The 24,128-nt window shown below is 68.7% G+C and carries 26 protein-coding genes; 16 read left to right on the forward strand and 10 right to left on the reverse strand.

The window, feature by feature from the left end:
* Positions 1-216: 216 nt before the first annotated feature.
* On the reverse strand, positions 217-1,089 hold the full coding sequence (locus AB0L53_RS51375) for a sugar kinase (RefSeq protein WP_364011796.1): 873 nt from the start codon (positions 1,087-1,089) through the stop codon (positions 217-219).
* Between the two features lie 324 nt (positions 1,090-1,413).
* Between AB0L53_RS51375 and AB0L53_RS51380 the strand changes: the two genes are divergently transcribed.
* Complete coding sequence (locus AB0L53_RS51380) at positions 1,414-2,019, forward strand: hypothetical protein (RefSeq protein ID WP_364011799.1); 606 nt, start codon at positions 1,414-1,416, stop codon at positions 2,017-2,019.
* A gap of 153 nt (positions 2,020-2,172) precedes the next feature.
* Complete coding sequence (locus AB0L53_RS51385) at positions 2,173-2,880, forward strand: maleylpyruvate isomerase family mycothiol-dependent enzyme (protein WP_364011802.1); 708 nt, start codon at positions 2,173-2,175, stop codon at positions 2,878-2,880.
* A gap of 115 nt (positions 2,881-2,995) precedes the next feature.
* On the opposite strand, the gene AB0L53_RS51390 is transcribed toward AB0L53_RS51385, so the two are convergent.
* From AB0L53_RS51390 to AB0L53_RS51400, 3 genes are all read right to left on the reverse strand, one after another.
* Positions 2,996-3,229 carry a DUF3040 domain-containing protein gene (locus AB0L53_RS51390; protein WP_364011805.1) on the reverse strand — a complete coding sequence of 78 codons (234 nt, stop codon included), beginning with the start codon at positions 3,227-3,229 and terminating at the stop codon, positions 2,996-2,998.
* A gap of 85 nt (positions 3,230-3,314) precedes the next feature.
* The gene (locus tag AB0L53_RS51395; protein WP_219526926.1) at positions 3,315-3,560 is read right to left on the reverse strand and encodes a type B 50S ribosomal protein L31; all 246 of its coding nucleotides are present in this window, start codon (positions 3,558-3,560) and stop codon (positions 3,315-3,317) included.
* 28 nt (positions 3,561-3,588) lie between these two features.
* On the reverse strand, positions 3,589-4,137 hold the full coding sequence (locus AB0L53_RS51400; protein WP_364011808.1) for an SDR family oxidoreductase: 549 nt from the start codon (positions 4,135-4,137) through the stop codon (positions 3,589-3,591).
* A 55-nt stretch (positions 4,138-4,192) separates the two neighbouring features.
* Here AB0L53_RS51400 and AB0L53_RS51405 point away from each other — a divergent pair, with 55 nt between their 5' ends.
* A complete protein-coding gene (locus AB0L53_RS51405; RefSeq protein ID WP_364011811.1) occupies positions 4,193-5,386 on the forward strand; it encodes an MFS transporter in 1,194 nt (397 codons plus the stop codon).
* 4 nt (positions 5,387-5,390) lie between these two features.
* The gene (gene recQ / locus AB0L53_RS51410) at positions 5,391-7,199 is read left to right on the forward strand and encodes a DNA helicase RecQ (protein ID WP_364011814.1); all 1,809 of its coding nucleotides are present in this window, start codon (positions 5,391-5,393) and stop codon (positions 7,197-7,199) included.
* A 326-nt stretch (positions 7,200-7,525) separates the two neighbouring features.
* On the opposite strand, the gene AB0L53_RS51415 is transcribed toward recQ, so the two are convergent.
* Together AB0L53_RS51415 and AB0L53_RS51420 are read right to left on the reverse strand one after the other, a co-directional pair.
* Positions 7,526-8,122: a helix-turn-helix domain-containing protein gene (locus AB0L53_RS51415; RefSeq protein WP_364011817.1), complete on the reverse strand. Its 597-nt coding sequence runs from the start codon at positions 8,120-8,122 to the stop codon at positions 7,526-7,528.
* A 36-nt stretch (positions 8,123-8,158) separates the two neighbouring features.
* Positions 8,159-8,848, reverse strand: coding sequence for a maleylpyruvate isomerase family mycothiol-dependent enzyme (locus AB0L53_RS51420; RefSeq protein WP_364011821.1), 690 nt, complete (start codon positions 8,846-8,848; stop codon positions 8,159-8,161).
* A gap of 454 nt (positions 8,849-9,302) precedes the next feature.
* On the opposite strand from AB0L53_RS51420, the gene AB0L53_RS51425 reads away from it, so the two are divergent.
* Together AB0L53_RS51425 and AB0L53_RS51430 are read left to right on the forward strand one after the other, a co-directional pair.
* Entirely contained in the window at positions 9,303-10,295 is a 993-nt protein-coding gene (locus AB0L53_RS51425; RefSeq protein WP_364011824.1) for a helix-turn-helix domain-containing protein, read from the forward strand.
* A gap of 82 nt (positions 10,296-10,377) precedes the next feature.
* Entirely contained in the window at positions 10,378-10,995 is a 618-nt protein-coding gene (locus AB0L53_RS51430; protein WP_364011827.1) for a hypothetical protein, read from the forward strand.
* A gap of 153 nt (positions 10,996-11,148) precedes the next feature.
* Here AB0L53_RS51430 and AB0L53_RS51435 read toward each other — a convergent pair whose 3' ends face one another.
* Both AB0L53_RS51435 and AB0L53_RS51440 read right to left on the reverse strand, forming a co-directional pair.
* Positions 11,149-11,907, reverse strand: a complete 759-nt coding sequence (locus AB0L53_RS51435; RefSeq protein ID WP_364011830.1) for a hypothetical protein — start codon at positions 11,905-11,907, stop codon at positions 11,149-11,151.
* 8 nt (positions 11,908-11,915) lie between these two features.
* Complete coding sequence (locus AB0L53_RS51440; protein WP_364011833.1) at positions 11,916-12,566, reverse strand: hypothetical protein; 651 nt, start codon at positions 12,564-12,566, stop codon at positions 11,916-11,918.
* Between the two features lie 356 nt (positions 12,567-12,922).
* Between AB0L53_RS51440 and AB0L53_RS51445 the strand changes: the two genes are divergently transcribed.
* The 5 genes from AB0L53_RS51445 to AB0L53_RS51465 all read left to right on the forward strand — a co-directional run bounded on the left by AB0L53_RS51445 (position 12,923) and on the right by AB0L53_RS51465 (position 16,612).
* Entirely contained in the window at positions 12,923-14,551 is a 1,629-nt protein-coding gene (locus AB0L53_RS51445) for a CocE/NonD family hydrolase (protein ID WP_364011835.1), read from the forward strand.
* A gap of 69 nt (positions 14,552-14,620) precedes the next feature.
* Complete coding sequence (locus AB0L53_RS51450) at positions 14,621-14,767, forward strand: hypothetical protein (RefSeq protein WP_364011838.1); 147 nt, start codon at positions 14,621-14,623, stop codon at positions 14,765-14,767.
* Between the two features lie 249 nt (positions 14,768-15,016).
* Positions 15,017-15,499 (forward strand): hypothetical protein, encoded by a 483-nt coding sequence (locus tag AB0L53_RS51455; RefSeq protein ID WP_364011840.1) that lies wholly within the window; start codon positions 15,017-15,019, stop codon positions 15,497-15,499.
* 126 nt (positions 15,500-15,625) lie between these two features.
* Positions 15,626-15,967: a hypothetical protein gene (locus AB0L53_RS51460; protein WP_364011842.1), complete on the forward strand. Its 342-nt coding sequence runs from the start codon at positions 15,626-15,628 to the stop codon at positions 15,965-15,967.
* Positions 15,968-16,222: 255 nt separating this feature from the next.
* Positions 16,223-16,612 (forward strand): hypothetical protein, encoded by a 390-nt coding sequence (locus AB0L53_RS51465; RefSeq protein WP_364011845.1) that lies wholly within the window; start codon positions 16,223-16,225, stop codon positions 16,610-16,612.
* 25 nt (positions 16,613-16,637) lie between these two features.
* Here AB0L53_RS51465 and AB0L53_RS51470 read toward each other — a convergent pair whose 3' ends face one another.
* The gene (locus AB0L53_RS51470) at positions 16,638-17,447 is read right to left on the reverse strand and encodes a lysophospholipase (protein ID WP_364011848.1); all 810 of its coding nucleotides are present in this window, start codon (positions 17,445-17,447) and stop codon (positions 16,638-16,640) included.
* Positions 17,448-17,537: 90 nt separating this feature from the next.
* Here AB0L53_RS51470 and AB0L53_RS51475 point away from each other — a divergent pair, with 90 nt between their 5' ends.
* Positions 17,538-18,659, forward strand: a complete 1,122-nt coding sequence (locus AB0L53_RS51475; RefSeq protein WP_364011851.1) for an NAD-dependent epimerase/dehydratase family protein — start codon at positions 17,538-17,540, stop codon at positions 18,657-18,659.
* 10 nt (positions 18,660-18,669) lie between these two features.
* Positions 18,670-19,350: a PIG-L family deacetylase gene (locus tag AB0L53_RS51480; protein WP_364011854.1), complete on the forward strand. Its 681-nt coding sequence runs from the start codon at positions 18,670-18,672 to the stop codon at positions 19,348-19,350.
* On the opposite strand, the gene AB0L53_RS51485 is transcribed toward AB0L53_RS51480, so the two are convergent.
* Complete coding sequence (locus tag AB0L53_RS51485) at positions 19,333-20,562, reverse strand: transposase (protein ID WP_364011857.1); 1,230 nt, start codon at positions 20,560-20,562, stop codon at positions 19,333-19,335. The two genes, AB0L53_RS51480 and AB0L53_RS51485, sit on opposite strands and share 18 nt — an antisense overlap.
* Positions 20,563-20,699: 137 nt before the next feature.
* On the opposite strand from AB0L53_RS51485, the gene AB0L53_RS51490 reads away from it, so the two are divergent.
* From AB0L53_RS51490 to AB0L53_RS51500, 3 genes are all read left to right on the forward strand, one after another.
* Positions 20,700-21,632 carry a methionyl-tRNA formyltransferase gene (locus AB0L53_RS51490; protein WP_364011860.1) on the forward strand — a complete coding sequence of 311 codons (933 nt, stop codon included), beginning with the start codon at positions 20,700-20,702 and terminating at the stop codon, positions 21,630-21,632.
* Positions 21,633-21,649: 17 nt separating this feature from the next.
* Entirely contained in the window at positions 21,650-23,479 is a 1,830-nt protein-coding gene (locus AB0L53_RS51495; RefSeq protein WP_364011863.1) for an NAD-dependent epimerase/dehydratase family protein, read from the forward strand.
* A gap of 236 nt (positions 23,480-23,715) precedes the next feature.
* Positions 23,716-24,123 carry an ester cyclase gene (locus AB0L53_RS51500; protein ID WP_358426609.1) on the forward strand — a complete coding sequence of 136 codons (408 nt, stop codon included), beginning with the start codon at positions 23,716-23,718 and terminating at the stop codon, positions 24,121-24,123.
* The last annotated feature ends 5 nt before the right edge of the window (positions 24,124-24,128 follow it).

Here is a 24,128-nt window from a genome sequence, read left to right on the forward strand (position 1 = left end):
TCGTCACCTCTAAAGCACACCGCGTGCCCCCTACCCGGGGCAGTGCCGTACGACCCGCAGCTTGAGGACCTTGGTCCCCTCGCGGCTTCCGACGGTGACGGCTGGTGTCCCTTGGGCGGAGTACCCCCTTCGGGGGAGTGGAACAAGACGGCCCGTCGTGGCAGAGGCCCCTAGGGAGGGCACCCTCTTCGGGGGAGCGGAAGAACGGATGCCGCGCTAGATGTCGGCCCTGATGGGGAGGCCCTGCCAGTCACTGGCGCTGGTCACCGCGGCGGCGCCCAGCAGCGTGCCGCGGTGCAGGCGCTCCGGCGGGGTCAGGCCGTCCAGAGCCGCGCTGATGTAGCCGGCCACGAAGGCGTCGCTCGCGCCCGCGGTGTCGACGATCGGCACCTGCAGGCCGGGCGCGTCGTAGCGCATGCGGTCCGCCCGTACGCTCGCGCCCTTCAGGCCGCGGTTCACCACGACCTCACGCTCCGGCGTGAGCGCGGGCTTGACCAGGTCGAGCTCGTCCTGGCCGAGGAAGAGCAGGTGGGAGGCGCAGGCCAGCTCGCCCAGCACCTCCTCGGCCTCGCGTACCGACGGCCAGAGCTCGGGTACGTAGTCGACGGCGAAGGAGATGGCCACCTCGGCGGTCTTGGCCGCGCTCACGGCCGTGCGGACCGCCTCCAGGGTGTCCCTGCCGAGCCCCGCCGTCAGGCCGGTGACGTGCAGCATTTTCGCGGAGCCGATCCGGTCGATGGGCACGTTGCCGGGCTTCAGGCTCGTACCGGCCGATCCGGTGCGGTAGTGCGTGAGGCGCTGCTCGCGGCCCACGCGCGCCTCCCTGAGCAGCAGCCCGGTGTGCGCGCCCTCGATGACCCTGACGTCCGCCGCGTCGACGCCCTCGCCCCTCAGCACGCTGAGGACCCTGGCCCCCAGCTCGTCGTTGCCGACTTTGCCCAGGTAGGCGGCCCTGTGTCCGAGCCGGGACAGGGCGATGGCGAGGTTGAACTCCGGGCCGGTGACGTCCAACCGGGCTTCGGTCTCATGACGTACCCGGCCGCTGGACACGACCCCCAGTGCCTCACCGAGCGTGTAGACGTCGGTCATGGCGCAGACTGTAGTCGGTCAGGGAATCACAAATCGGATTTTTGGGTAACGGTCCTGGTCAAGACCGTGATCAAAGATTTTCTGTAACTTTAGCGAACTTTTTCCCCATTTTGTGCCTCAAAGTAGTAGAGGAGGTTGGCTATCCCGAGCCGGCCTCAGCGAAACGGGGATACGAGAGGAATCAGCACCCTCATGAAGAACATCGCTGTAGGACTCGTCTCTGCCCTTGTGGGCGGGACACTTCTGATTTCGGGCGCCGGGGCCGCGTCGGCTACGACGAAGGCTCCGACCGTCGATATCAGGGACATTTCACCGAACCCGGTCGTGGTCAAGGCCGGTAGCGAGACGGAGGCCTTCTTCAAGGTCGACGCCAGCTCGGACGTCGAGAAGGTCCAGCTCAGTGTGGAGCCGGTCAACCCGCGCGCCCGCACCCTGAGGGCCAAGGACGTCAACAAGGTCGAGAGCTGGCGCTTCTCCGTCCCGTTCAACGAGAACGACCAGGACGGCAAGTGGAAGGCCGTCGCCCAGGCGTACGACAAGGACGGCAAGGTCGTCGACACCGACACCGCGTTCTTCGCCGTCGAGATCCAGCAGGGCAAGGCGCAGACGCGCATCTCGCGCTTCAGCGCCGACCCGTCGAAGGTCCGTAAGGGCAGGACCATCTGGTTCTCCGGTCGTCTCCAGGTCAACGACGACGACCGCTGGAAGGGCGTCCGCGGTGAGCGGGTCAGCATCTTCTACAAGGCCAACGGCTCCAGCGGCTGGAAGTGGGTCGCCTCCGACCGTACCGGCTGGAACGGCAAGATCGAGGCCAAGACGCGCGCCTACAAGAGCGGCGTGTTCAAGGCCGTGTACGCCGGCGACGACGAGCTCGAGGGCGCCACGAGCGGCACCGACTACGTGCGGGTCGTCCCGCGCTGGTTCCGCTGAACAAGCTGGCTCCGCTGAGCGGAAGCTCGGCTAGTCACATCTGAGCGGAAGCCCGGTCCCCGTGTGGGGGCCGGGCTTCCGTCTTGTCCGGAGCTTGACCGTTCTGCGCCGCGCCTTTCGTGAGAGACGACAGCCGACGGGTAGCTTCGAGGTATGGCTGATGATCTGTTGAAAGAGTTCGATCCGTTCGACATCTTCGACGCGGAGGCGGCCAGGCTCGACCGCTTCTTCGCCGGTCTCGACGACGCCGGATGGGCGCGGCCGTCGCGCTGCGAGGGATGGTCCGTCCGCGATGTCCTGGGTCATCTGGCAGGTGAGGAGCTGTACAACCACGCCTGCCTCGACGGCAACGTACAGGATCTGCTGGCCCGCCTCGCCAGGGAGGGCGTCAACGGCTTCCACGACTTCAACGAGTGGAGCGTACGACAGCGCCGGGACATGCCCGTCGAACAGGTGCTGGCCGAATGGCGGACCGAGAACGCCGACACCCGGCGCCGCATGCGCGACCTCGGCCGGGACGCCTCGCTCGACACGATGGCCGGCCCGTACCCGGTGGGGTTGCAGGCCTTCCACTACGACTCCGAGTACGCCACGCACGCCGACGACGTCGGCGCGCCGGTGACGGAGGAGGAGGCCGAGGGCCGGACGCGCTGGCGAGTGGCGGTCGGCCGGTTCGCCCTGTCGGAGCAGGAGGCGGAGGTTCAGGTGGAGCAGACGGCCGAAGAGCGGGTCGTGGTACGCACGGACGGGTTGAGCGCGGCTCTGTCGCCGCAGGAGTTCGTCGAGGCCACGGTGGGGCGCCTGCCGGTCGGCCACGATCTCGACCCGCGGATCGCCTCGGCCCTGAGGTGCCTGGCCTGAGCTACCGGGCTTTGAGGTGCATGGGCTCAGGTGCGTTTTGTGTGAAGGCTGCGTTTTGTTCGAAGGCTGCGTTTTGTGCGAAGGCTGCGTTTTGTGCGAAGGCGGAGGCGTTCGCTCAGGCGGTGATGACAGCTAGCACGAGCAAAAGTACGGCGATCACCCCGAGCAGCGCGATCAGCCAGATGTGCCCCCCGGCCCACGACTGCATGCGCTCGCGGTACGCCCCCGCGTCCGACCCTGTCTCAATCTTGTTGATTGCGGCTACCCGCCGCGCCATGTCGGGGTCTTCCAGCTCAAGTGCCTGCTCGATTTCCCCGAGGATGCGGCGTTCCCTTCCAGATAGGCTCATTCTGACCACCATCACTCCACGCCGGTGAAAGCCATGTACCCACTAGTAACCGGCACATGCGGGCTTCCACCGGCGGAAGTAGCGATCAGACCTTGCCGTAGCGCTGCTTGAAGCGCTCGACACGACCGGCGGTGTCGAGGACCCGTCCGCGCCCGGTGTAGAAGGGGTGACTCGCCGAGGAGACGTCGACGTCGACGACCGGGTAGGTGTGCCCGTCCTCCCACTCGACGGTCCTGTCACTCGTCAGGGTCGAGCGGGTGAGGAAGGCGAACCCGACGCTCGGGTCGCGGAAGACGACGGGCTGGTACGAGGGGTGCAGGTTCTTTCTCATGCCCCCTGCAACCAGACGACAATGGTTTTCATTCCCTTGATTCGGGATCGAGTCCGAGTGCCGCGCGGCCGCCGTCCACCGGGAGGGTCGTGCCCGTGACGAAGGCGGCGCCGTCCGAGAGGAGGTACGCCACCGCGTCGGCCACCTCGTCCGCTCCCGCGACCCTGCCGAGGGGGTGCAACCTGGCCATCTCCGCCTCGATTCCCGCCGCCACCTCGGGCGGCTGCGCGGCCAGGAACTCGGCGTACCTCTCCGTCGCCACCGAACCGGGCGCCACCGCGTTGACCCTGATGCCGCGCCTGCCGTACTCGACGGCTAACGCCCTGGTCAGGCCCTCGATGGCGGCTTTCGCGGTGGAATACGGCAGGCTGCCGGGCACCGCTCTGCGCGTCTGGTGGGAGGTGATGTTGACGATGGCGCCGCCCGTACCGGACCGGAGGAAGCGCCGCACGGCGGTGGCGCAGCCGACGACGGCGAGGTCCAGGTTGACGGCGATCAGGGCGCGGATCTCCGCGGTCGTGGCGGTGTGCACGGAGGCGTCCCTGAAGACGGCGGCGCCCGCCACCTGTGACGACATAGGTGCGATTCATGTCACAGTGTCCATAGCTTGATGAACGGGAACGAAACCATTCGTGATCGCCTCGTCTGCTCGCTTGGTCGGCGCGCTGGCGATCACCCAGACCGCCGGATACGGCATCCTTTACTACGCTTTCTCGGTCTTCATCACCCCGATGGCTCGCGATATGCACACGGGGGTCGCCGAACTCACCGGCGCGATAACGCTGGCCGTACTCGTGTCGGCGCTCGTGGCGCCGCCCATCGGCCGCTGGCTCGACCGGCACGGCGGGCGGGGCCTGATGACGGCGGGCTCGGCGCTCGGCGCGCTGGCCGTGCTCGCCTGGTCCCAGGTGCACACTCTGCCCCAGCTCTACCTGGTGTGCGTGGTGCTCGGCGTCGCCTCCGGAATGGTGCTGTACGAGGCCGCGTTCGCGGTGATCGTCGCCTGGTTCGACGCGGCGCGACGCTCGCGGGCCCTGCTCGCCGTGACCGTGGTGGCCGGCTTCGCCTCCAGCATCTTCCTGCCCTTGACCGGCTTTCTCGTCGATCGGTACGGCTGGCGACAAGCCCTGGTCATCCTGGCCATCGGATACGCCTTGACGGCCGTACCCCTGCACTTCCTGGCGGTACGGAGCCGTCCCTCTTCCAAGGTCGTGGACCGGGGCGTCGTCGGGGCGGCGCTGCGGGAGCGGCCGTTCTGGCTGCTGGCGGCGGCGTTCCTGACGCAGACGGGCGCCGTGTCGGTCATGGGCGTGCTGCTGGTGACGTACCTGATCGCGCTCGGCCACTCGCCCCTCTTCGCGGCGACCGTGGCGGGCCTGCTCGGCGTGCTGTCGGTGACCGGACGGCTGGTGACCACGGGCCTGCAGGGGCGGTGGCCGGTCGCGCTGATCACCGCGACCGTGTTCGGGTTGCAGGGCGCCGCCGCGCTGCTGCTGCCGGTCGCCGGGCGGAGCGTGGCGGGCGCGGTCTGCGGGGTGGTCCTGTTCGGGCTGGGGTTCGGGGTGGCGACGATCGCCCGTCCCGCGCTGCTCACCGAGCGGTACGGCACCAGCGCGTACGCGACGCTGAGCGGGGCCCTGGCCCTGCCGATCACCGTGGCCAAGGCCGTCACCCCGCTGCTCGCGGCGGGCGTCGCGCAGCTGGCCGGGTACCCTGCGGTGATGGTGGCGCTGGCGGCGGCCTGCGGGCTCGGCGCTGTTTCCCTGGTGGCCTACGATCGCCGTGGGCGAACAGAGCGAACGGCCTCCGGCGAACACGTAAGGTAGCCGCATGGATACCCCCACCGAGGCTCTCCACCGCGTGTTCGGCTACGACACCTTCCGGGCCGGACAGCAGGAGATCATCGATCACGTCGTCGACGGCGGCGACGCGCTGGTGCTCATGCCGACCGGCGGCGGCAAGTCGCTGTGCTATCAGATCCCCGCGCTGGTCCGCGCCGGGGTCGGGGTGGTCATCTCACCGCTGATCGCGCTGATGCAGGACCAGGTCGACGCGCTGACGGCGCTCGGCGTGCGCGCGGGGTTCCTCAACTCCACCCAGGACTTCGACGAGCGACAACGGGTCGAGGCGGCCTTCCTCGCCGGCGAGCTCGACCTGCTCTACCTGGCGCCGGAGCGGCTGCGGGTCGAGACGACGCTGCGGCTGCTGGCCAAGGGCGAGATCTCGCTGTTCGCCATCGACGAGGCGCACTGCGTGTCGCAGTGGGGACACGACTTCCGCCCCGACTACCTGGCGCTGTCGGAGCTGCACGAGCGCTGGCCGGAGGTGCCCCGCATCGCGCTGACCGCGACCGCCACCCCGGCCACCCACGCCGAGATCGCCTCGCGGCTCCGGCTGGAGCAGGCCCGGCATTTCGTGGCCAGCTTCGACCGGCCCAACATCCACTACCGCATCGCCACCAAGAGCGAGCCGAAGCGCCAACTCCTCGACTTCCTGCGCACCGAGCACGAGGGCGACGCGGGCATCGTCTACTGCCTGTCGCGCTCCTCGGTCGAGAAGATCGCGGCCTTCCTGGTCGACAACGGCATCGCCGCCGTGCCCTACCACGCGGGCCTCGACAACCGCACCCGCGCCGCGCACCAGGCGCGCTTCCTGCGTGAGGACGGGCTGGTCGTGGTGGCCACGATCGCGTTCGGCATGGGCATCGACAAGCCCGACGTACGCTTCGTCGCCCATCTCGACCTGCCCAAGTCCGTCGAGGGCTACTACCAGGAGACCGGCCGGGCCGGGCGCGACGGGCTGCCCGCGTCCGCCTGGATGGCCTACGGGCTACAGGACGTGGTCCAGCACCGGCGGCTGGCCATGGAGGGCGACGAGGCCCACCGCCGCCGCCAGGTGCTCCACCTCGACGCGATGCTGGCCCTGTGCGAGACGGTCGAGTGTCGCCGGGTGATGCTGCTCGACTACTTCGGGCAGAAGGACTCCAAGCCGTGCGGCAACTGCGACACCTGCCAGGCGCCGCCCGAGTCGTGGGACGGCACCGTCCCCGCCCAGAAGGTGCTCTCCACGGTGCTGCGGCTGCGCCGCGAGCGGGGGCAGAAGTTCGGCGTCGGGCAGATCGCCGACATCCTGCTCGGCAAGAAGACGGCCAAGGTGCTGCAGCACGGCCACGACTCGCTGAGCGTGTTCGGGGTGGGCGCCGATCTGGGCAACACCGAGTGGCACGGGGTGGTGCGCCAGTTGCTGGCGCAGGGGCTGCTGGCCGTCGAGTCCGACTATGGTGCGCTGGTGCTCACCGACGCGAGCGCCGACGTGCTGCGCGGGCAGCGCGAGGTGCGGCTGCGCCGCGACCCCGAGCGGGTAGCGCGGGCGAAGACCGCCAAGACCTCCGGCAAGGACCGCCCTGTGGTGGAACTGCCCGCCGACGCCGCGCCGATCTTCGAACGGCTGCGCGCATGGCGGGCGGCGACGGCCAAGGAGCAGGGGGTGCCGGCTTACGTGATCTTCCATGACGCGACACTGCGGGAGATCGCGACACTGTCGCCGTCGACGCTGGCGGAGCTGGGGACGGTCAACGGGGTGGGCGAGAACAAACTGGCCAAGTATGGCGAACAGGTTTTGGAGACGCTCGCGTCGTGACAGGGTTTCGCTCGTGACGGGGTTCGCTCGTGCCGGGTGACGGCTTGTTACGGACGGCTTGTTACGGGCGGCTTGTGGCGGGGTGGCGGTCTGCTGGTGGGCGGCCGTTAGTGGGGGCGACGGCCGCACGAAGATCGGCCGTCGCCCCCACGCTGCTCGCCCTGGTCTCGACGCTGGGCTTCACCGCCGCGTCGACAGGGCCGCACATGCACTCATCGGTCTGGTACGGCCTGGGGTAAAGGGCCGCCCTCGCACTCATGCGCCGCTATCCGTACCCGCATCTCGGCCGGATCACCCGTCGGTGAACCCCCTGATTGACTGACAGATCACCCATCAGTGCTCTGTTTCCCAACAGATGGGTGGATAGCGATGACCAGACGGTGGGGCCGACCGTCCTCGGCCTGTTCGTCGTGATACTTGCTGACCAGCGCAGTCACCACTCCGGACAGCTCCTCGGCGAAGGCGGCACGGTCGGCGGCCGAGGCGAAGCGGACCTCGCCGTCGATGCCGAACGTCGCCACCCGCCTCTTGGCCTTCGTGGCCCCGGTGATGAGGGCGCCCACGTCGCGTACCAGGCGAGCGGCCAGGGCGAGCAGCCAGCGGGCCGAGAGCTGGTCGGGGAAACGGGACGGGTCGGGCTGGACCGCCGACAGGGCCGTCGGCGAGATGACGTAGGAGGCGGCCGATGCTTGCATGACGCGTTCGGTGCAGTTGCCCTTGCGCCGCTCTTCGACGAGTTCGACCAGACCGTGGCTTTCCAGGGCTCGGAGGTGGTAATTCACCTTCTGCCTGGCCAGACCGACCTTGGCAGCCAGCATCGTGGCCGAGCCCGGCTCGGCGAGTGCGGCCAGCAGCCGGGCGCGTACCGGATCCAGCGACGCCTCGGCGGCGGCCGGATCCTCGATCACCGCGACTTCGTACATGGCTCCACGCTGACACCGACAATTAATGCTGTCAAGCTACTTCCTGTTGTCAGCCCAGTGAGGGTCGCGGCCCAGGTAAGCGAGCAGACGGTCCTGAGCTGTGGCCCGGGGGGCGGCGTTCAGGGGTACGGCGAATCGGGCCGGCCGGTCGGCGTCCGTGACGAAGAGCCGGGCCAGCGGGAGGAGCTCGGCCGCCACGTCCTCCGGGATGGGACGGCGGTGGCCGCATGTTCGGGCCACGTCCCAGGCGTGCACGGCCACCTCGACGGCGCCGACGGCGGACACCATCGCGGCCGTCAACGGGCAACCGCCGACGGTGACCATCACGTCCGTGGACCGCGCCCAGGCGCGAAGGAGGCTGGTGGCGCGGTTTCGCAAGCCGCCATCGTCATCACCGCCACCGCCGCCACCGCCGTGACCGCCGTGACCGCCGTCGCCGCCATCGTGTCCGTCGCAGCAGTCGTGGCCGTGGCCGTCGTTGTTCAGCGGGGGGACGAGGGCGACGTGTCCAAACGCTGCGGCTTCCGTCAGTGCCGCGAACGAGTCGTTCGCGTGCGCCAGCAACGCCTGCAGATCCCAGCCCTCACACGGAGTGGGACGGTCCAGGTCGCCGGGCGTGACCAGGCTCAGGCAGCCCAGCGCGTAGTGGATGGCCCGCCCCAGCAGGGCGACCCCGCCAACCCGGGCATCGACGTCAGCGCGAGTGGTGGGCCGGGAATTTCGCATCTTTGCCTCCCTCTCGCCCGTTCAGACAACGCGGCGGGCAGAAAGTCACCGGTCAGGCACCGTCAAGATCGCCTAGGCAGGACCGCCCGCTCAACCCGCCGGCTCCCCGCGCTGGATCGCCCCGCGTCTTCGACAACCACACAGGTCGCCACCGGCAGCACGCTGGCCGCCCGCAGAGCCAGGCGGCACGTGCCGCGCCTGTTTGGCAGACTTGACCCCGTGCAACAGCGGCTGTCGAACGCCTTCGGCGAGCACCTCGTGACGACCCCTGCCGAGACAAGGAGCGGGACACCCAGCGCGCGCCGGCCGTAGACGCCGCATCTGAAGTCCCCCGCCACGCTGAGGTCGAGGCTGACCACCCCGTGCGGAATCGCGGATGCCGGATCGTTCCCGGCGAAGGTGCGAAGTCTGCCCGATGACCTGGGCGGACCCCAGTAACAACCATAAGGACAATGTGCTCGAGAACGGTTTCCGGATCGATGACATCCCCACGAAAGAACGCTTCGACCGCTGGCGCGAGCGCGTCTGCGACGGGTCGGACTTCGAGATGACCAGCGATCACGCACAGGATTTCTACGCCGACGACCACGAGACGGAACTCGGCCCCCTGCGCGTGGCCAAGAAGACCTTCGCGCCCATGCACATGTGGCGCAACCCGACCCCGACCCGTGACTTCGCGCACGACGAGGCGTACCAGCTCCAGATCCCCTTATGGGGCACCCTGCACGCCACCTGGAACGACAGGCAGGTCGCCTCCGGGAGGGGGGACCTGTTCGTCCACGACATCTCGCGCCTGCAACAGTGCGACTTCCTAACGGCCGACGGCAGGACCCCGTTCCAACACGCCACCATTGTCATTCCCAAGACGCTCCTGTCACTGCCGACCAGCCAGACAGACCGGATTCTCGGCAGCAGGATCCCCGGCGACGACGGGGTCGGCGCCCTACTTGCCGGTTTCGTCACCACCTTGGCCAACAACGGCGCGAGCTCCTACCGCCCCGCCGACGGCCCGCGCGTGGGCATGGTGCTTCTCGGCCTGGTCGACGCCGTGTTCGCGCACGCCCTCGAAACCGACCCCGCTTTTCCCGCCACCGGGGCACACCGGCACACCCTCGCCTTGCGCATTCAGGCCTTCATCCAACAGCACCTGCGCGAGCCCGGCCTCACCCCTGGCGCGCTCGCCGCCGCGCACCACATCTCCCCCAGCTACCTGCACCGGCTCTTCCAGGAGCAGGGCACGACGGTCTCGACCTGGATCAGGGCCCAGCGCCTCCAACGCGCCCGCCGCGACCTGGCCGATCCCGTCATGCGCGACATCCCCATCCACAGCATCGCCGCCGGCTGGGGCTTCTCCCACCCTGCGGACTTCAGCCGCGCCTTCCGCAAGGCATTCGGCACCTCACCCAAGGACTTCAGGCACGACACGCTCCGCTCCGGACCTCACTGAGGGCGCCGTGGACGTGGTGTTAAGAGGTTGTGGACTCCCTGCCATCGACTTCCTTCCCTACGATGCTCAAAGATCCTTTGTCATGCCCTTGAGACGTGCACTCCTTGGAGTTCTTGGAGCGGTCGCCGTCGCGGTATCCGCGTGCGGCAACATCGGACCCACCGAGAACGTGGCCCGCCAGGCTCCCAGCCAGTCAGAAGTGCCATCCGTCGAGACCTCAGAACCAGCCGAGACCTCAGAACCGGCCACGACCGCGAGCAAGGAGACCACCGCGACCGGGACCAAACTCAAGATCGGCCACAGGGCGGTCCTGCCGCATCGGAAGGGCTCGATCGGCATCACCGTCACCGCCGTGGTGAAGGGTGACCAGGGCGAGTTCGAGCGGCAGTTCGGGCAGCGGGTGCAGGGAATCCAGCCTTACTACATCCGCTACACCGTCGAGAACGTGGACGGCAGTGACATGTCGTTCATGTCCGCCCCCTTCCTGCAGCCAGTGACCGCGGACGGCGGGGGCACAGGCGCCGTGGTGACGGGCAACATGCCCGGCTGCAAGCGGCAGTCCGCGCCCAAGGACTTCGCCAGGGCCGGCGCGAGCTTCGAGACCTGCCGGCTCGCGGCCGCCCGTTCCGGCATCGACATCGTCGGCGCGAAGTTCGACCAGGACAACTACCGCGAGGACCCCGTGGAGTGGCGCCGTTGACACCCACACCTGACGAACGGCCAGAAGTCGGCGGCCACACGGGCTTTCAAGGGGTTCGGCGCCGAGATGGTGGCGGCACGCACATCGTCGCGCGTGACTCGGTCAGTCAGATCGGCTCTGTCGGCGATCCGATCGCGCGCGTGCGTGGTGGACTCATCCGCAGCTGGTCTGGGCCGCCTCGGCTTCGACCCGCTTCTCGCCCGGTGCGGTCGCCTTCAGCCTGGCGGCCAGTGCTGCCGCGTTGTCACCCGCCATCTCCTCTTCGACTCCGGTGTTAGGCCCGGCCTGAGCGGCCAGCGTGCGGGCGTCGGCGACTGTCTGTACCTGGCCCTCCTGCTCGCCCTGCCCGATGACGCTGCCGTCATAAGGGACCTCGGAGCCCTCGCCCAGCCCCCACCATTTGCCAGGTTCCGGCTCGTCACCATCCGAGCAACGGGCCTCCTCCCACACGATGGCCATGATGTAGTCGTGGCCTGCCTCGATGCGCGGGCGATCGTGCACTGCCATCGGTACGGCTTCGGTCACGTTGCCGTCGTTGAAGGCGAAACCCGCGGCGTTGTAGGTCCAGCCGTCCGGCGCGGGCTTGGGCGCGCCCTCGCGCGACCACACGACCTCCTTGACCCGCAGGTCGACCGCGCGGCCGATGAGACCTTCGCCGCGTTCGAGCTCGGTCTGGGTGGGCTGGAGCCGCTGTTCGGAGGCGGCGCTGACGACGACCACGTGGTCGGCGTACGTCACCCAGTCGGTGGCGGTGACGCTGGGCAGACGGTCGTCGGCCTCGGCCATGACCATCTTGTACGGTTGCGCGGCTGAGCCGCCGGCGGCGGCGCCCATCGAGCCGCTCATGGCGGCCGTGGCCGTGACGAGCACGGCGGCGATCCCCGCGCCGGCGATGGCGAAACGACGTCTCACGGTTCCCCCTAGTAAGTGGCGTTGATGTTCTCGACGTTGTTGGCGCCGAGGTCGTTGTGACCGGTCGACGGCGTCACCAGGCAGCCCAGCCGACCGTCCGTCTTGGACAGCTCGGGGCTGGAGTTGTCGCCGTGCTGAAGACCGACGGCATGCCCGGTCTCGTGGCACACCCGCGCGTAGGTGTAGCGGCCGTTGCCCCGGATGCGGACGACCTGCTGATCGCAGTCCAGGAGGTCGTTGCCTGTCGCGTCGCACCACGTCATTCCGGCGGCGGTGTCGTTCAGGCCGCTGGAGCCCTCCTGGTACACGATGTCGGTCTCACCGCTTCCTGTGAAAACCGGCGTCGAGTCGTAGTGAATGGCCAGGCGGGTGGGCGAGTATTCGCCGCTCAGAGCGTTTCTCACCATGTTCTTGTCGACGGACTCCAGCTTAAAGTCACCGCTGCTGTCCATGTAGTAGTAGACGGCGGAATTATCGGTCTGGCAGGGAAACCCCCTGTGCATGCCTTTCACGCATAGGCCGCCGGTGACCGGGGTGGGGAACATGTTGTCGGTGGCGGCGGCCCAGGCCACCCCCACTGCGACCATCAGGGGGACGAGGGCCATGGCGATGACGCCGACGACCCGCCGGCGGACCGGCTTGCCGTGGAATGCTGACATTGTTTTCCTTTACGGGTTTGTCGAAGATGTGCGCGCGGGGGTGGCTGTTATGGACGACTAAGAATGTCGAAAGTTACCGCGCCGACGACGATGCCGCCTTTTCCTTATCATTCATGATTTACCCGCCGGCCTGGTCATTGTTGCCAGATCAACAGAATGGTCGAAGAACGTGCGCGCGTCGTTAGCACACAGTGCACAGTTTCTTGACGATCGGTACACGGCATGGGCTCCCCGGCAAGGCACCTCCCGTGTACGGTCGGTCAGCGCCATCACTTCTTGCCGAGTGCTCGGGCCCGCAAGACTGCGGTCACGAGGCCTCGGAGCTCTACTCTGGGGATCGAGCGGGAGGACATCTCATGAGCGTGCTCGGCAGGCTGTTCGACAGGTTCCTCGGGCTGCCGGAGGCGGTGGTCGATGATGTGGCGGTCACTCGTGATCTGCGGGTCTCGATGCCCGACGGCGTGGCGCTGCTCGCCGATCGCTACCGGCCGCGCGGTGCCGGGCCGCTGCCCGTGGTGTTGATGCGCACGCCGTACGGAAAGCACCGGATCGACGCGAAGGCGTTCGCGAGCGTGCTGGTCAGGCGCGGGATGCAGGTCGTCGTCCAGAACACCCGGGGCGTCTTCGGATCCGGTGGCCGCTTCCACGCCTTTCACCAGGAGAAGGACGACGGCCTTGCCACGGCGGCCTGGTTACGCGCGCAGCCGTGGTGTGACGGGCGGCTGGCCATGGCGGGGGCCAGTTATCTCGGGTACACGCAGTGGGCGGTCGGGCCCTACCTGGATCCGCCGCTGGAGGCGATGGGGCTCGGGATCACGACCAGCGAGTTCGTCAGCACGTTCTATCCGGGCGGCGTGATGGGCCTGCACAACACGCTGGCCTGGTCGGCGCTGATCGGCACCCAGGAGGAGGCGCCCCTCGTCGGGCTGCTGCCCGACCCCCGCAAGGAGCGGCGCGTACGGCGGGCCATGGCGCACGTCCCCATCAGCACCTCCGACCTGGCAGCGATCGGCAAGCCGGTGCCGTTCCTGCGCGAGGTGGCCGCGCACGCGGAGCCGGGCGACGACTTCTGGGCGGCCACCGACCACCGCGCGGCGGCGGCCGAGATGACCACGCCGACGAGCATGGTGACCGGCTGGTGGGACCTGTTCCTGCCCGCGCAGCTGCGTGACTTCACCGCGCTGCGGGAGGCGGGGCGGCGCAGCCGGATCACGATCGGTCCATGGGGCCATGATCCGGGCGCGCTGCGCGCCGTGCTGATCGACCAGGTGTCGTGGCTGTCGGCGTACCTGCTCGGCGACACCGCCCAACTGCACCAGGCACCGGTACGCCTCTACCTGCAGAAGGCCAACCGCTGGCTGGACTTCGACCAGTGGCCGCCTCCGGAGTCCACGCCCACTCCGCTCTATCTGGGCCACGGCCGGGGGCTCGGCTGGGAGGTGCCGGACAAGAGCTCGTCGGACACGTTCGTCTATGACCCGGCGCACCCCACGCGGTCACCAGGCGGTCCGATGCTCTCCGCTCAAGAGACCGGCCAGCGCGACAACCGGGAGGTGGAGCGCCGGTCCGACGTGCTCGTCCACACCACCGCACCGCTCCCCCGCGATCTCGACCTGGTCGGTCCGGTCTCGGCGGTCGTGCACGTACGCACCGACACGGGGCATGCCGACCTGTTCGTACGGCTCTGCGACGTCGATCCCGCGGGCGTCTCCCGGAACGTCACGGACGGCATCGTGCGCCTGCCCCAGGACTCGCAGAGTGTGACCCGGGCGGAGGTCGAACTCCATCCGACCGGCTACCGCTTCCGCAAGGGCCACCGCCTGCGGGTGCAGGTGGCGGGGGGCGCGTTTCCGAGGTTCGCGCGCAACCATGGGACCGGGGAGCCGGCGGCGGTGGCCGTGCGGACCCGGCGTACCCGGTTCGAGATCTTTCATGGTCAGGAATATCCCTCCGCATTGATCCTTCCCATCCTCGGAAATACATAAAAGCCACAAATGCCCCTACAGCTCGGCTATGGTCAATTAGCCGGGGCGGGAAAGAAGTAGCCTCTTAGCATGGATCCAGATCGTGGTCGTCACGAATGGGGCGATCGAGGCAGAAAACGAACAGTCATCACAGGCTGCCTGGTGGTCTGCGGCATCGGCGCCATTATCTGGCTCATTGCCCTGGGCATGATCTGGTATTTCTTTTTACGATCATAAAGCTCTCCCAGGGCCTTGGGGCGGATTGGGTGGAGAGATCTTCATGCTTGCGGTGGGGCAGATGTCCCGCGGCGGACGTCACTGCCCGTTACGCTCACGGCATAGGGTGACGACTGCGGGCAGTCGCACGGTCAGTACGGCGGCGCGGCGGACAAGGCGCTGGGGATGCCTCAACGATGGTGACGCGAGCGCCTCACATCTCATGCATGCGGCGTTCGTGCCGGAAAAGCACTGGTCCGGGGAGCGGCCTTGAAGCCGAAAACCTATGTCGCCGCTGGTTCAGCAGTGCTGTTCACTGCCTCATTAGGCCTGCTCTATCCGGCGATCGGCGAATTCACTGGCCTCTACTGCGTTCCCCGCAAGCTTCACGACATCCGGCCGCCGGCGGATAGCGCCTCTCCCGAAGACACGGTGAGGGCCTACCTGCAGGCGGTCGTGGCGAGGGACATCGACGTCGCCCGCCGCTTGTCCACCCCAGAATTCGCCGATCGCGAGGAGTCCTTCGCCGACAGTTCTTTCTGCGACTGGACCGATATCACGGCCATGACGATCTGGCCGGGGCATCCGGATTCGGATGGCGCAGGCAGGTACACCACGGTTATACAGGTGTCCGTGAAACTCGAGCTACAAAAGCGCGGTCGAGAAGCGCCTGATGATTTCAGCTGGGGTTACTGGCTCGAAAGAGAGTCGCCCACGGAGAGATGGCGCATTTTTGAATCGGGAGAGGAATAGGACCTTGACCGCTTCCGCGAGACGGGGCGCCGCCGGCTCCGGCCACTGATCGCGAAGGCATCCGGTGGAACGGGATGGAACGCCTCTCAGACGTAAGCCCCAACGATCGAAGCTCGGGGAGATCCTATGAAGTACCTGACCAAAAAGCTGCTGGTCGCGCTGGCTGCGACGACGCTGGCCGGTTCCGGCATCGTCGCGGGTGCCCTCGTCGCCGCTCTGCCCGCCTCCGCCGACACCTCCACCACCATCAACGCCGGGATCGGCGCGCTGTTCGACGGGTTCGGCAAGGGCATCGAGGAGGACACCGCGCTCGCCAGCGCCGAGGCCGCTGCCAGGCAGAACGCGTTGAACCACGGGTTCACGTCGTGCGAGGTGTTCGAGTCGGTGACGTCCCAGGACGCGCGTTCGCATGTGTGGTTCGCGATCGTCACGGTCCGCTGCGAGGACGCCTCGTTGGGCGCTAGCTGAGTACGGGTGCCGGCTGAGTACGGGCCTCTCGCTCCACGGGCGGGAGGCCCGTAGGCCGTTCCAGATCAGCGCCGGCCCCTGAACCAGGAACCTCTGGCCGCTCCCCGGAGTACGTGTCGTGAGAGCGAAGGAGGTTCGATGAGGCGGATGACAATCGGAGCGGTGCTCATAGTGGTCGCGGGGTGCGCCGCAGGCGGGACCGGGTCGCCGAGACCGACTGAGGCCGGGACGCCAACCAGGGCGGAGACACCGGCCGTGTCACAGAAGCCGACGCCCGCCGCCACCAGGGAGGCGTGCCATGGGACGCCGCTGCTCACCTATCAGGACGGGTTTCCCGAGGTACAAGGCACCTCGCGGGACGCTGAGGTGTGGGGGCTGCTGTTCGCTCCGGTTCCGTTCAAGCAGCGCAAGGAGGTCAAGATCGTGTGGCGGATGACCGGTGAAGGGCCGCTGAAGGTCACGGCCGCGCTGCCCGACGGCACCCCCGCGAAGCCCACGTTCGGTCCCGAGCAGCACGGGGGCTCGTCCTGGCGGCGGCCGGGTGAGGAGTGGGGCACGGGCTTCGTCTTTCCCAAGGCCGGCTGCTATCGCGTGGATCTGACGCGGACTCGCGGATCCGGACACCTGTGGCTGCCGGTGCGGTGAAACGACCCCACCGCGACGGACGCCGTCAGTGGCCGAGGACGCGGTCGATGAAGGTCGTGACGTCCGTCAGAACCTCGTCCCGGTTCGTCTCGTTGAACACCTCGTGCCGGGCATCGGGATAGATCCGCTCCGTCAGGTCGTCGCCGCGGATCGTCTCGATGCCGGTACGGCTGGAGGTCAGCGGCACGAGCTGGTCGTCGGCGCCGTGGATCCAGAGCGTCGGCAGGCTGCCGAGCGAGCCGCCCTTGGCGATCGTGGCGATCGTCGTCGCGAACGCCTCCAGCGTGGGCCGCTTGAACGGTCCGTGCCACACCAGCGGATCCTCGGCGTAGGCGACGCCCACAGCGGGGTCGCGGGAGAGCGTGGCCGGGTCGATGGGGATGTCGGGCAGTTCGTCGAGGGCGAGCAGGACGGGGATCACCTCCCATTCGCCGATCACCGGGCCCGACAGCACGAGCGCGACCAGCCCGTCGCCGTAGCGCTGGGCGTAGCGGGCGGCGATCATGCCGCCCATCGAGTGGCCGATCAGCACGACCGGTACGCGCGGATGGTCGGCGCGGGCCTGTTCCTCCACAGCGTGTACGTCGGTCACCACGTCCTCGAAGTCCACGACGAGCACCCGGTCGCCTTCCGACTTGCCGTGGCCGACGTGGTCGAGCCCGTACACCGCGGCGCCGTGCCGGACCAGGGTGTCGGCCACGTACTCGTAGCGGCCGATGTGCTCGCCGTACCCGTGGACCAGGACGGCGACATAGCGCGGCTGCTCGTGGGGCCACTCGCGCACCACGTTCGCGGCGCGGGTGCCGGTGAAGGTGCGTTCCCTCGACGTGGCCATGTCACTCCCTGTGCCCGAATTGCGGCGAGCGTACGCCCGATCCGGCTGATCGGTCCAGGAAGTCTGCGCCGAACCATGAAAACTTGTGCCATGCGTGACAAGCGTGGCGAAAACTGTTTTAATCCCACGCTAGGTGCCACCGGGGCGGCACAGGCCCCGAGTGACCGTTTTTCCTCGAAATCACGGCTTCGTGGGAAAGGCAGGCCCGTGGGAGCTCCAAGTGGCGAAGTCATCGTCACGGGCGGTCTCGGTTTTATCGGCTCACATCTGGTGGACGCGTATCTCGCCGCGGGCCACCGAGTAACGATCATCGACTCCAACGCGGGTGCGGTGATCGACGGCGAGGACTACGACACCGACCCTCGCTGCACGGTCATCCGGCAGCGGGTGGAGGACTACCTGACGGCGGGCGGCGACTTCGCCGGCGCCGACCGCGTCATCCACGCGGCCTCCTATGTCGGCCCCGCGAGCATCCTGTCCAGGGCGGGCCGGCTCGGCCACGACATCATCGGCAGCACCGCCCCTGTCATCGACGCCTGTATCCGGGCAGACGCGCCGTTATGCCTGTTCAGCTCGGCCGAGGTGTACGGCCGCAGCGGCGTGCTCGACGAGAAGGACGACATCGTCGTACCGACGCAGTACAACACCCGCATCGAGTACGCGATCGCCAAGACGCTGGCCGAGGCGATGGTCTCCAACAGCCGCCAGCACGGGCTGCGCGGAGTGGTCATCCGGCCGTTCAACGTGGCGGGGGCGCGGCAGTCGCGGGCGGGCGGGTTCGTCATGCCCACGTTCGTCCAGCAGGCGCTGGCCGAGAAGCCGATCACCGTGTTCGCGGGCGGTGAGCAGGTCAGGGCGTTCATCGCGGCGAGCGACCTGACCGGGTTCCTCATCGACTACATGGACGCGGCGCTGAACTGCGATGACATCATCATCAATGTCGGCAACCCGGCGAACGCCGTCACCATCATGGAGCTGGCCCAGCGAGTGAAGGAGTTACTCGGTAGCCCGTCGCCGATCGTCAGCGTCGACGGCAGGAGCGTACACGGGCCGTACTACGCCGAGGCCGAGTCGTTCCACAAGATCCCGGCGCTGCGGGCGGCGACCGACCTGGGCTGGCGACCCCGGATCGCGCTCGACGAGCTGATTCTGAGCACCGCCGAGTACTATCGCGCCCGCGAAGACCGGAGGGCAGTGAATGCGCCGCTTTGACCGTGTGCTGGTGATCTCTCCGCACGCCGACGACGAGGTACTCGGCTGCGGCGGCCTGATCGCCGCGCAGGTCGAGGCGGGTGCCGAGGTCCACGTCCTGTATCTGGCGGTCGACGGCATGCGGCACTACGGCCTCGACGGCGCCACCAGCTATCAGCAGCGGCTGGAGGAGATCGAGGCCGTACAGGCCACGCTGGGCTTCTCGTACGACATCGCGTACGGCGACATGGACCTGACCGAGCGGCTCGACACGCTGCCGCGCAGGGAGCTGGTCGACCTGTTCGAACGGACGCTGAACGAGCGGCGACCCGACCTGCTCCTGCTGCCCAGCTTCGCCGACTACGACCAGGACCATCTCGCGGTGTTCGGCGCCGGGTTCGCGGCGGCCCGGCCCATCGCCCAGCAGTTCGGCAAGTGGCTGGTGCCGACCGTGCTGCTGTACGAGATGTCGAAGATCCAGTGGGCCGCCGAACCGATGCCGCGATCGACGGCATTCTGCGACATCAGCCCCCACATAGAACGCAAACTAGAGGCGCTGCGCGGCTACAAGAGCCAGCACCGGCCCTCCCCGCACATCAGGAGCGAGGAGTCGGTGACGGCGCTGGCGACACTGCGCGGCGCGGAGATCGGTGTCACGCACGCCGAAGCGTTCGGGGTGCTGAGGGAGGTCTTATCAACTACCACCGACTGAAGCCGGTGGTTTGCTCTCGCGGTCCCGTCTGGGTGAAGGGAGGCCGGTAGCGTGTGGCTGGTTGATGGCAGCCCAGCCCGCTATGCCGCGTGTGGCGATGTTGCGGGCCGCGATGTGGTCGGCGTGCCCAGCGAGGCCACACCTTTCGCAGACGAACCGGTCCCGCGCCAGCCGATTCGCCCTGGATATACACCCACAGTCCGGACACGCCTGCGAGGTGTAGGCGGGGTCGACCAGCAGGAAGGCGATCCCGGCCCGGGCGGCCTTGTAGCGGGTGAAGGTGATCTGCTGGGCGAACGCCCAGTTGTGCAGGGTGCGCCGCTGGAACCGATGAGCCCTTACCCGCCCGCGAATGCCCTGAAGGTCCTCCAGGGCGATCCCGCGGCCGGTGCGTTCGGCTTCACGCACCACGAACGTCGAGATTTGGTGGTTGAGGTCGGTCATCATCCGGTGCTCACGACCGGACAGACGGCGCAGCACCCGCCGCGCCGCAGACGTCCCCTTCCTCTGCAGGCGCCGGCGTTGGCGATGGCGCCGCTCCCGCAGGGTGCGGACGTGGCCGTTACCGCCGACCGGTCCCGGCAGGGCGGGGCCGGGCAGCACTGCGCCGTCGGAGGTGACCGTCAGGTTCGCCACCCCCTGATCCACCCCCACAAAGCCGCCGACCGGCTCACGCACCACCGGCTTCGGCAGGGTGACCGCGACCTGCAGCAGCCACACGCCGCGTCGGCAGATCAGGTCGGCCTCGCCGAGCGGCAGCACATCCACGGCTTTGAGGTCATCTGGTCGGCCGGTGTAGGGGACGGTGACGCGGCCGGTGGGGGTCCACAGCGACACGGTGCGGGCGTCCCGGTTGAAGCTCATCAGCCGGGCGTCGTAGGGGATGGCTCCGTGCGGGCGGAAGATGTGAGCGCGTTTCTTGCTGGCGCGCCGGTTGGCGTAGGCGCCGGCGACCCGGGCGATCGCCCGCACGGCCGCTTGCGCGCCCAGCCCGGCCACCTGCGCCCGCACCTCGTAGTAGGCGAGGCGGTGCAACTCCACTGCGGCAAATACGCGATGCTGGAAGGCCAGCCGGGACACGAGGGTGGCCGCCTGATTGCACAACAGCACCGCCGCCACCAGCGCCTCAGCCTGGGCCGGGGCCAGCGTCAGCCGCAGTTGCACGATCGAGGGCAGGCCGTGACGTTTGGTCGCGGAGCGGCGGATCGCCATCGCGCACCTCCTGTAACAGCGCCCTCACCCACCGCACACATTACCGAACGTGACCGAGACTTTCCATTCTGTTTTCGAAAGGAGGGGTGGCGCTTCCTCCCGGCCCTGAAGGACCGGGTCTCCGCGCCACAATTCAGGTGAAGACGTTCGCGTTCGCCACGGGCATGGAGTTCGCCGCCCCCGCCGTGGACGTACTGGCCGCGCAGGGCGCTCCCCCGTCGCTGCTCATCGGCTATCCGCCGAAGCTGCAGCATCGTTCGGGGTACGCGCCGCTGCGGGAGGCGTCCGAGAAGCACGGCATCCCGCTGCTGGAGACCGCCGACATCAACGACGGCGAGGCGTACGAGCGGGTCAAGGAGATGGACCTGTTCGTGATCGCCGGGTGGTCGCAGCTCGTCCGCGAGCCGCTGCTGTCGGTCTGCCCGCTCGGCTCGATCGGCCTGCACCCCACCCGCCTGCCGGAGGGCCGGGGACGCGCCGCGCTGCCGTGGACCATCATCAAGCGGCTGACGACGAGCGCGGTGAGCCTGTTCTTCCTCGACGAGGGCGCCGACACCGGGGACCTCATCGCGCAGCGGGAGTTCACGATCAGCCGCCGCGACGACGTCACCGAGGTGTACCGCAAGGTCACCGAGATCAACATCGAGCTGCTCGCCAAGTACGTGCCGCTGCTGCTGGCGGGACAAGTGGTGGCACGACCGCAGCCCCCGGGCGGCTCGTGGTGGGACAAGCGCCGTCCGGAGGACGGGGTGATCGACTGGTCCAAGCCGGCCGACGACCTCTACGACTGGATCCGCGCGCTGGCCGCGCCGTACCCGGGGGCCTTCACCTTCGTCGGTGGCCGCAAGCTGTTCGTGCACAGCGCCGACCTGATCGAATACGGCGGCCAAGAACCGCCCGGCACCGTACTCGCCCCCGTCTGGTCCACCGGCGTCGCCGGGGTGCTGGTGGCGTGCGGCTCGGGGCTGCTGGTCGTCCGCGAGGTGCAGTGGGACGGCGGGGAGCGGCGCGACGCCCTCGACCTGCTGGAGTCGGGCGAGCTCGCGGTAGGCGCATGCCTGGGCACGTGAAGCTGACTGGGGCTGTGATGGCGCATCCCCAGCGCAGGGAGGCGGCCATCCGGCTGGCCGGTGGCGTCTTCGACGTCGTCACCGATCCCGATCCGGCGGGGCGTCCTTCGGCGTTCCGTACCTCGCTGCTCGCCTGGTCCAGCATCCCGTCGGACGCCACGCACCATCTGCTGCTGCACGACGACATGGTGCTCTCGAGCACGTTCTTCCAACGCGCCGAAAGTGCCGCCCGCGCCATGCCGCACGCCGCGCTCGCCCTGTTCGCCTTCTGGAACTCGCGCAACGGCGCCGCCGTCCGGCAGGGCGCGCTCGCCGGGGCGCGGTGGGTGCCTGGGGCCGGCGAGTACACGCCGGTGGCGGCCCTGCTGCTGCCCAGACAGGTCGCGGGCGGGTACGTGGAATGGGCCCGCGACCGGGGCGACACCTGGCCCGACGACGTGCTCATGGGGCGGTACCTGAGGCAGGCGGGGGTGCCCGTGTTCGTGGCGGTGCCTAGCCTGGCCGAGCACGAGGACCTGGCGAGCCTGGTGGACAACGACTTCCAGGGGCTGCGCCGCTCTCCCTGTTTCTTTGCCGACGACCCGCAGGGCTTGTTCCCGGACGGCTCGGAGGGCTTCTTCCCGAACGGCCCGCAGGCGGATCGGCGCTCCGAGGAGCGCGTGCTCGGGGGGCTGCCGGTGATCCCGTTCTTCAAGCGTGGGGTGGCCCAGTGCGCCATCCGCGTCCCCGGTACCGGACGGTGGCGTGACATCGGCTGCGAGGACTACCTGGCGGGGCGGGGCATCGACGCCGAGTCGCTGCGGACCAGGGCGGCGACCCGGCACTGGCCGCTCTGGCTCACGGCCTACACAATGGGCATCGTTCACGGCCAGACCGATCGAGACGGTGCCCCGGACGACACTGGGGACGACGACGATCCGCGCGGTGTGGACCGTGCCGATCCGCGCGTGCTGGACCGGGCGCTCGCCACGATGGGTCCCGGCGGGCTCTGCCATGAGCTCGGGGCCCGGGAGCTCGCCCGGCTCGCGCCCGAGTTGCACGAGGTGGCCCGCGCGGGCCTGGAGGCGGGCCTGGCCGACCGGCCCGGACACCGTCCCAGGGCCTTCGCCGACCGCCCCGTGGTGGCTCTGACGGGCGGCGACACGTTCGTCCGCGACCATCTGGCGGGCGCGCTCGCCGACCACGGCTATCGAACAGTCGGTCCCGAGGCCGGCGCCGCCGCGGTGGTGCATGTCTGCGCGCTCGGCTGGGACGAGGACGTCGACCCCGAGAAGGAGCTGCGGCTGGCGCGAGCGGCCTTCGCCGACGGACGCGGCGGCGTCCTGCTCAGCTCGTGCGCCGTCTACGGGGATGGGAAGCACGCGACCTCCCCGCCACTCGGGGACGCGCCGCTGGTGCGGGCCATTCGGCAGGTGGAGGAGGAGGCGGGCAGCGCCGTGGTGTTGCGGCTGGGCGAGCCCTATGGGCCTGGGATGCCGCAGCAAGGCGCGGTCGCGGAGCTGGTGCTGCGGTCGTCGCTCAACCGTCCCGCGCCCGTCACGGGCTCTCCCACGCAGTTGGTGCACGTCCAGGACGTCGCTCGCGCGGTACTGGCGGCGCTGGCGGGGAATCCGGTGTCGCGGGTGTTCAACATCGCCAATCCGGAACGGCTGGGCATGCGGGAGCTGGCCGAGGCGGTGTCAGGGGCCGTGCGGCCGCTGGACGTCGAAACGTCCGACGGCCCGCCGAAGCCGCTGGTCGATGTCGAGCGGGCCGCCGCCGAGCTGGGCTGGCGGCCGAGCGTGACACTGGACTACGGGCTGCACACCTGCGCGCAGTGGCTGGCCTACGAAAGCGACCGCCCGTAGAAGCGGTCTGCGAAAGCCACCGCTCCCAAAGCGGCGCTCGTGAGCGACCGTCCGTAGAAACGGCCTACGCGAGTGACCGTCCATAGAAGCGGCCTCCGTGCGATCCCCGGCGACACGCCCCGTCCAAGACCCACCCCTGCAGACGCTCGCCGCCTAACCTGCAGAAACAGAGTCGCACAAAGATCCACTGTCCGTGGGACGTGACCGGCCATCGCCGACTGACTGTACGGAGAGACATGACCTACGAAGCCAACCTCGCCGCCCAGCAACGCTTCGCCACCGCGGTGATGAGCGGCGACTTCGCCATCTTGGACGAAGTGGTCGCGCCCGATGCCGTGGACCACGATCCCGCCCCCGGGCAAGGGCCGGGTCCCGACGGTTACAAGGCCATGTTCGGCGAGATGCGCACCGCGTTCCCAGATCTGCGCGTCGAGGTCGAGCACCTGATCGCCACCGATGACGAGCTGGCCTTCGCCTACACCATCAGCGGCACCCACCTCGGCGACCTCATGGGCCATCCGGCCACCGGCAAGAAGGTGAGTTATCGCGGCATGCAGATCAGCCGCTTCGCCGACGGCAAGCTGGTGGAACGGTGGGGCAGCAGCGACCAGCTCGGCATGCTCGGCCGGCTCGGTCTCCTCTGACCCCG

This window comes from Nonomuraea sp. NPDC052129 (genome assembly GCF_040680095.1).
GTDB lineage: Bacteria > Actinomycetota > Actinomycetes > Streptosporangiales > Streptosporangiaceae > Nonomuraea.